Origin of the sequence: Microcystis sp. M179S2, assembly GCF_020245805.1 — a bacterium.
In the GTDB taxonomy this organism is placed as follows: domain Bacteria; phylum Cyanobacteriota; class Cyanobacteriia; order Cyanobacteriales; family Microcystaceae; genus Microcystis; species Microcystis aeruginosa.
In genome coordinates this window covers 1-6,779 of sequence record NZ_JADBUE010000208.1, presented here as the reverse complement: position 1 = coordinate 6,779, position 6,779 = coordinate 1, and the positions used below count along the sequence as shown (strand labels likewise).

Annotated in this window: 10 protein-coding genes; 6 read left to right on the top strand and 4 right to left on the bottom strand. The window is 45.2% G+C overall.

Features of this window, described 5'->3' with window-relative positions; all coding sequences use genetic code 11:
• From IM500_RS12885 to IM500_RS12870, 4 genes are all read left to right on the top strand, one after another.
• The coding region (locus IM500_RS12885) for a photosystem II protein D2 (protein WP_271931852.1) at positions 1-172 on the top strand (172 nt) is incomplete at its 5' end.
• Positions 173-317: 145 nt separating this feature from the next.
• A complete protein-coding gene (locus tag IM500_RS12880) occupies positions 318-845 on the top strand; it encodes a DUF3011 domain-containing protein (RefSeq protein WP_287738606.1) in 528 nt (175 codons plus the stop codon).
• A gap of 540 nt (positions 846-1,385) precedes the next feature.
• Positions 1,386-1,613, top strand: a complete 228-nt coding sequence (locus IM500_RS12875) for a hypothetical protein (protein ID WP_002765933.1) — start codon at positions 1,386-1,388, stop codon at positions 1,611-1,613.
• Positions 1,570-1,872, top strand: coding sequence for a type II toxin-antitoxin system RelE family toxin (locus tag IM500_RS12870; RefSeq protein WP_002784443.1), 303 nt, complete (start codon positions 1,570-1,572; stop codon positions 1,870-1,872). The genes IM500_RS12875 and IM500_RS12870 overlap by 44 nt, the downstream gene beginning before the upstream one ends.
• 341 nt (positions 1,873-2,213) lie before the next feature.
• Here the strand turns inward: IM500_RS12870 and psaK are convergent, their stop codons facing one another.
• The gene (gene psaK, locus IM500_RS12865; protein WP_287738605.1) at positions 2,214-2,480 is read right to left on the bottom strand and encodes a photosystem I reaction center subunit PsaK; all 267 of its coding nucleotides are present in this window, start codon (positions 2,478-2,480) and stop codon (positions 2,214-2,216) included.
• A gap of 120 nt (positions 2,481-2,600) precedes the next feature.
• Between psaK and IM500_RS12860 the strand changes: the two genes are divergently transcribed.
• Entirely contained in the window at positions 2,601-3,239 is a 639-nt protein-coding gene (locus IM500_RS12860) for a phosphoribosylanthranilate isomerase (RefSeq protein WP_190722266.1), read from the top strand.
• Between the two features lie 63 nt (positions 3,240-3,302).
• Here the strand turns inward: IM500_RS12860 and folE are convergent, their stop codons facing one another.
• From folE to IM500_RS12845, 3 genes are all read right to left on the bottom strand, one after another.
• The gene (folE, locus tag IM500_RS12855) at positions 3,303-4,001 is read right to left on the bottom strand and encodes a GTP cyclohydrolase I FolE (protein ID WP_190722265.1); all 699 of its coding nucleotides are present in this window, start codon (positions 3,999-4,001) and stop codon (positions 3,303-3,305) included.
• Positions 4,002-4,050: 49 nt separating this feature from the next.
• The gene (locus tag IM500_RS12850) at positions 4,051-4,779 is read right to left on the bottom strand and encodes an SDR family oxidoreductase (RefSeq protein ID WP_287738604.1); all 729 of its coding nucleotides are present in this window, start codon (positions 4,777-4,779) and stop codon (positions 4,051-4,053) included.
• A 341-nt stretch (positions 4,780-5,120) separates the two neighbouring features.
• Positions 5,121-6,026: a hypothetical protein gene (locus tag IM500_RS12845; RefSeq protein WP_287738603.1), complete on the bottom strand. Its 906-nt coding sequence runs from the start codon at positions 6,024-6,026 to the stop codon at positions 5,121-5,123.
• Between the two features lie 48 nt (positions 6,027-6,074).
• On the opposite strand from IM500_RS12845, the gene IM500_RS12840 reads away from it, so the two are divergent.
• Positions 6,075-6,482 (top strand): hypothetical protein, encoded by a 408-nt coding sequence (locus tag IM500_RS12840; RefSeq protein ID WP_147069516.1) that lies wholly within the window; start codon positions 6,075-6,077, stop codon positions 6,480-6,482.
• The last annotated feature ends 297 nt before the right edge of the window (positions 6,483-6,779 follow it).

Here is a 6,779-nt window from a genome sequence, read left to right as displayed (position 1 = left end):
TGACTTCGTTTCTCAGGAATTGAGAGCGGCGGAAGACCCGGAATTTGAAACCTTCTACACTAAAAATATTCTGCTTAACGAAGGTCTGAGAGCTTGGATGGCTCCCCAAGACCAACCCCACGAAAACTTTATCTTCCCTGAAGAAGTATTACCTCGCGGTAACGCTCTCTAAAGATGGCAAGAAAATTTACCGAATAGGGGGAAGGGTGAAGTTAAATCACCCTTCTTTTTTGTTGATTAACGCACTTCAAGCACTACTACTCATTTTCTGGATACCCCTGTAAGATAAACTAGAGAATTTCTTGGAGATAAAGAGAATGTTTCGCCAAATTTTATTATCTAGTCTCGGTTTGTTGCTAATTTATCCCCTGGGGAGCGAGCCAGCAGCGGCCAGAACCATGAGAGTTAATTGTGAAAGTCAAAGCGGTCGCACTACTCGCTGTCCCGTGAACGCTAGATGGGCCCAAGTAAGATTAACCCGCACTCGCTCCGCTGCTCCCTGTGAGGGTAATTGGGATTTCCAAAACGGCAATATTGTGGTGAGAAATGGTTGTCGGGGCGAGTTTGAGGTACGCACCGACGACCATGACGGTAATGTGGGTGGCGGTTGGGACGGTAATGTTTATGAAGAATTTCGCCTCCCCAATATCGGTCGTTTTGTCGTTGATCGCCGCAGTTATTATGATAGTGGCAGAATTAGAGAATTTGATGCGATCGTTAATGGCAGTCGCGAGCGTTGGTGGGCCAATTGTCGTGGTGGCGAACTCGGCAGCGGTAGTCGTCGTATCCGCTCATCCCGGGAAATCGATCGAGTAGTGGACTTTGTTTGTGAGGATCGGGGTTAACTACAGAAACCAAAAACCTACCTAAAGCTTTTTAAAGTTACTCATTCCTGTAGCTATACAACTAAAATAAGTAACTTTTGCCACCGATAGATTTTAAGAACGTTATCAGGTAAGCTAAGACCCACTTGAACCGCCTATTTTTAGATTACCTGAATCTCTCCCAATCTCTTGACTTGCCTCGAACAGTAGCTTGAGAAAACTAAAATCCTTCGCTTTTGCGAAAGAAATCCATCATCGTCATCGGTGTTTTCTCTAGCATCGATCGCTCACTTTTACTTAGTTGCTTAACCAAATTTTACCCGGCTGACAAAAAAGCCTTAAAAATCAACATAATAACTTCCTAAATTTTACGATCTATTGGCTGTATTTAACTTCAGTTTGGGGTACAGCGTTGCTCATCAAGATGAAGTGTCACCTAATTTGGTATCGACCACCGACTCCCCAAAACGAAAACTGTCTACCTGATCATTAAGATAGCTGCTGTAAGAAACCCGTTTTCTTGATCTGCTGCTAGAATTCAAGTAGATTGGAGGAAAATATATGGAGCCGGCAAACACCTTAGATGCTCTAATGCTCAAAACCATCATCAAGGAAAGCGTCCGCGAAGTTATGCGGGAAGAATGGTTTAAATTCTTCGAGATGCTGATTCCCTATGTTGATGATATAGAACAAGCTGACATAGAAGCAAACTTTAATCCTGTTGATTACAAAGACGACGGCTTCGTTGATATTACAGGCTGGTTTAATCGTGAAGATCAGGATCAGTAGATCAGCCAATAAATTTTTGGAGAAACTAGATGCCAATAGCCGAAAATCTGTTTTGACTAAAATTGGTATTCTCAAAACCTGCCTTGAAACTCAAAACGTTTATCCCCCTGAAGAACTTGATATCAAAAAACTTAAAGGTGAGTTAAAAGGATTCTCCAGAATTCGTGTTGGCAAAATGCGAGTTATTTTTGAAATCGGCAAGGAGACAGACGAAATCTTTATTTATGAGATTAACTTTAGAGGCAATATTTACGATTAATTAAGCGATTAGCAACGTTCGCATTTACCAATTATTTTCGATACTTCTTTCCGCAGCCATCTAACTTTCATGAGTTAAGTTAGCAAATACTGCTTCTTCTTTGTTAGCAAAGTCTCCAACTTCGACTTGGGCCACTGCTTTCTTAATTTTCTCTCCAGCAGCCAGAATAATCACCCGCTCTGGACGATTACGAGACTTCTGGCATAATTAACTTTTGAGAGTTCAAAAATGGGAAAAATAGGGATGAAGTTGCCTAAAATCTCTTTATGCTTAGTTCTCCTGACTACTGACTACTGGCTCCTTACTCCTCTCTCTGAGGTTTACTGGTCACTAATTACTGATTAGAGAATACCCGCATTAGAAAGACCGAGAACCAGTCCCGCACCGAGAATATGGCCAAAACTCATGGTAGCCAATAATTCCGGCAGACCGAAGCTTTTTTTCGAGGCTAACTGCGGCAAGGGTAAAGCAGGGCCGGCCCCAGTATTTTGGATAGCAAAATAACCGATAGCGAAGGCTACTAGGTTAGCTAACGTCATGGTAATCCCGACGGATAAATTCCAGGGAATGGTTTGAGCGGTGGCTAAAAGTAAGGTGGAAGGGATCATTGGCACTCCAGTCTTGATAAGATTTTGTTAATCACAGGGCATTATAAAAAGCTCTTGACCCGAAACTGCTTTTTGTTTGAATACTTAACAGTTTTTGTAACGTTTTGCGAATAAGATTAAATGCGAATTAAAATTTGCGGCATTACCCAACCGGACCAGGGGCGAGCGATCGCCAATTTAGGAGCTACGGCCTTAGGTTTTATCCTCGTACCGAGTTCGCCTCGTTACGTCAAAATCCAGCAAATTAACGCTATTACCGCCGCAATACCCGACAAAATCGATTTGATCGGGGTTTTTGCCGACGAGCAACCGGAAATTATTCAGCAAATAACTATTAAAACCCCCTTGACAAGTGTGCAGTTACATGGTAGAGAATCTCCCGAATATTGCCAAAAGTTGCGGCAATTATTACCCGACCGGGAAATTATCAAAGCTTTGCGGATCAAAGACAGAGAAAGTTGGGAAAAGTCGGCAATTTACTTCAATAGCGTCGATACTTTACTGTTAGATGCCTACCATCCCCAATTGCTCGGCGGTACGGGACACACCTTAGACTGGCAAGCCTTAGCCAGTTTTTCGCCCCCCTTGCCCTGGTTTCTGGCCGGAGGACTCAACCCCGATAATATTAGTGAAGCTTTAACTCGGCTGCACCCCCAGGGTATTGATGTCTCTAGCGGCGTTGAGCGATCGCCTGGTGATAAAGACCTCAAAAAAGTCGCCCTCTTGCTAGAGCGACTGCAAAAATTCAGGGATCAGTGATCAGTTAGAAGGTTTTGAGTGTTGGGGTTTTAGTTGAATTCCCCCATTTCCCCATCTCCGGGACTAGAAGAAATTGGGTTTATGACGGATCAGGTTAAGATACTCCTCGCGGGTTTTCTGCTCGTCTTGGAAGACTCCTAACATGGCGCTGGTGACAGTCCAGGATCCCGGTTTCTGCACCCCGCGCATTACCATGCACATATGGGTTGCTTCCATGACGACGGCAACCCCTTGGGGGTCGAGAATTTCTTGAATCGCTTCGGCAATCTGACGGGTGAGGCGCTCTTGGACCTGTAAACGACGGGAATACATTTCCACAATGCGGGCTAATTTACTTAATCCGACCACCTTTTGGTTAGGAATATAGGCAACGTGGGCCCGCCCCATGAAGGGTAACATATGATGTTCACAGAGACTAAAAAAGTCAATATCGCGCACTAATACCATCTCATTATGACCTTCATCGAAGATCGCACCATTAACGAGGGTTTCTAGGGATTGTTGATAGCCTTGGGTGAGAAACTGCATCGCTTCGGCCACCCGTTTGGGGGTTTTTAATAAACCTTCTCTTTCGGGATCTTCCCCCACCGAGATCAGGATATTTCTGACCGCATCCATCATCTGTTCTTTGTTTTCGTCGGAAGTTGGATGAATTTGAGCGGTTTTGCCATTGTGGGTGTTGCGATCGGGGCGAGTGGTCATGCGTGCTTGAATAGCGTCGGTTAAATTACCGTTTAAACCGTTAGAAGAAGCTATGGTCATAATGAAGAGGCCTGTAGGCGAATTGATTGATAAATAGAAGTATTTCGGGTTATAATGCCCCCGCACTGGGCATAATGGTCATCGTTTCCACTACGGCCTGTTTGGGCAGTAACACCGCTTGCAGAATGGCCTCAGCGATGATATCCGGGGTTAACATGGCCGAGCGATCGAAATCTGCTTTGACGCTATCGCTGTCCCAGATGGGAGTATTGACAGCCCCGGGGATGATAATCGTGATGCGAATGGCGTTAGCCCGCTCCTCGAGCGCTAAAATGCGAGAAAATGCCACTAATCCCGCTTTGCTGACACTATAGGCCCCCCAATCAGGGAAGAAATTATCGGCGGCGATCGAGGAAACGTTAATGATCGTGCCTCCCCCCTGTTGACGCATGGCAGGTAAAATTCCTTGCACACACTGATAAACACTGGTTAAATTGAGATCGATCACCCGCTGCCAGTCTGACAAAGGTGTGTCAGCCAAGGAGTTTGTGTAACCCATGCCAGCATTATTGATCAGGATATCGATCGGTCCGGATTCTTGGGCGATTTTAGCGATACTAGGAGCTACTTCCGGGATATCTGCCAAATCTAAGGGGTAAGCTTGGGCTGATACGCCTAAATCTGCCGCCATTGCCGCCACCGTTGCCAATTTTTGCTGATTGCGACCGATTAAAACCAGATTAATTCCCGCCTTGGCGAAAGCGAGGGCGGTTTCTTTGCCGATGCCGCTGCCGGCTCCAGTGATCAGCGCTCGCTCTTGACGAATAACAGAGTTCATGGTATAGTTTGAAATCTCTTAATTCTTGGTAGTTAGGGCAAAATTTTGGCGGTTAGGGGGACCCTAGAAAGGTTTAAGGGAGTTGGGTTAGATCGGAGCAATTTTTCTCGCACCAAAATTGCTGCGGCCCACCCGGGCGGGGGGAAGCATTGACTATCGGGTAGGTTCAAGATTAAAAATCGTTACAAAATTTTACCTAGCCAATTATAGCACTGTTAAGTCAGGGATCACTAATTTTTGTGTATATTTAGATATCTAACCAGCGAGGGGAAAAAGCGGACTGGTGGGCGAGAATTCTTGAGGCTGTCTTTGTCCGAAACTCCCTCCCCCCGCGCTCAAAACTACTCACCAGAGGAGATGGCAGCGGTGGGTTGAGTGCGATTGACAATCACCACTCGATCGCCGACAACGGGACTTCTAGCGAGGAGAATTCCCTCGTTATCCCTCATTTCCAAGCGGCGAAAATCGAGACTTTGGCAACGTTGAAAAACCGAATTAGCCAATTTATCCTGTTGTGATGCCTCCAGACTATACCAATTATCGCCCAAAATAACTACTAGACGACTAGCCAAAAAATCCGCTTCTACGGTAGAAATAATCCCGGCGGGATAACGAGTAGTTAAATCGGTAATTTCCGCTTGAATGGCTGCGACTAAACTTTGTTCGGGAGTTAATCGCGGTTTTGCTTTGGTAATCGGGACGGGAATCGGTGCCTCTGGTGCGATTAATTCTGGGGGAGTTGCGATAATTTCCCCGGCAGCCGGGGAAGGACTAGAGACAACTTCAGGCATATTTTCGGCAATTTCCGCCGTATTTTTCGGTAAACTGACCACAGCTACTAATAGGATAGTGACTAAACTTCCTGTTAACAAGCCGGTAATTAACCAATCGGGAATTTTTTCGCTAATTCCCCCAGGTAAAAGTCGGCGAATTTTGCTCAAAATCGTCGTCCACCACCCTTCCACCTGCTCGAAATCCGGTAAAATATCGTCGATTCCCTCCGCTGCTTCGATTGGAGAATCTGGGGTTAAACTTTGCTCAACTTCTGCGAATTCATCTGGTTTTAAAGCAGCGGCTAACTGTTGCGTTGAGTTAAGAAGATTATCAACAGCAACTTTTGGGGGTAACACTGTCGCCGTTCCCGTGTTAAGTTGGGAAACGATCGAATTTAACTGCTCGATCGCCTCTTGTAGTCGGATCACTGTTTCTGCTTGGCTGAAATTCTCTCGCTCATTTGGTTGAGTCATAATTAATTCTTCTTAACCCGCTGCCATTCTTTTTCAAAATATCATTCTATGCGCCGTTTTCTCGGTTTTTTAACCAGTATTTTCCTTGTCTTCCTGACTGCTTGTGGTAGTGTCACTCCCCCGCAAGAATTTGCCCCCGACGGAGAAATCGTCGCCAAAGCCCTTTTATTACAATTTCGTCACACATCCGATCGCCTTAGTCAATCTTTACAGATCGATGATCCGCAGGTAAAAATTGCTAAAATTAATGTCACCAGTCTGGAACCGCTTTATGTGGGCAATTTACCCGCTTATCACTTGCAGGGAGATTACGATCTAACTCTACAATTGCCCCATCAAAAAGATACCAAACAACACAACAATTTTGATCTTTATTTACAAAGACAGATCGAGGGGAAAACTTGGCGTTTACTGGAAGAAGTTGCCTCACAATGGCGCAGCTATTTAGTGAAATAACCGGAAAAAGCCAGGAGATTTTGCTAAGTAGCTGGTTATAATTAAATTGAAGATAGATTTTGGGTTCGATCCCCCCTGCCCCCCTTGATAAGGGGGGTGCCGATAGGCGGGGGTATCTACCTTAGCAACGACAATCCTCAAAGGGAGAGTTTAGCGATTTTGACATCCTCGCCGCCCTAAAAGTGCGGCGATTCCTAAACCTCACGATTTAAGTTTCTGCTTCCACCACCGTCGCATACCACAGTTAAAAAACCATGTACTGTCTTACACAGAGTCCACAGACTTTCGCCCCATTTC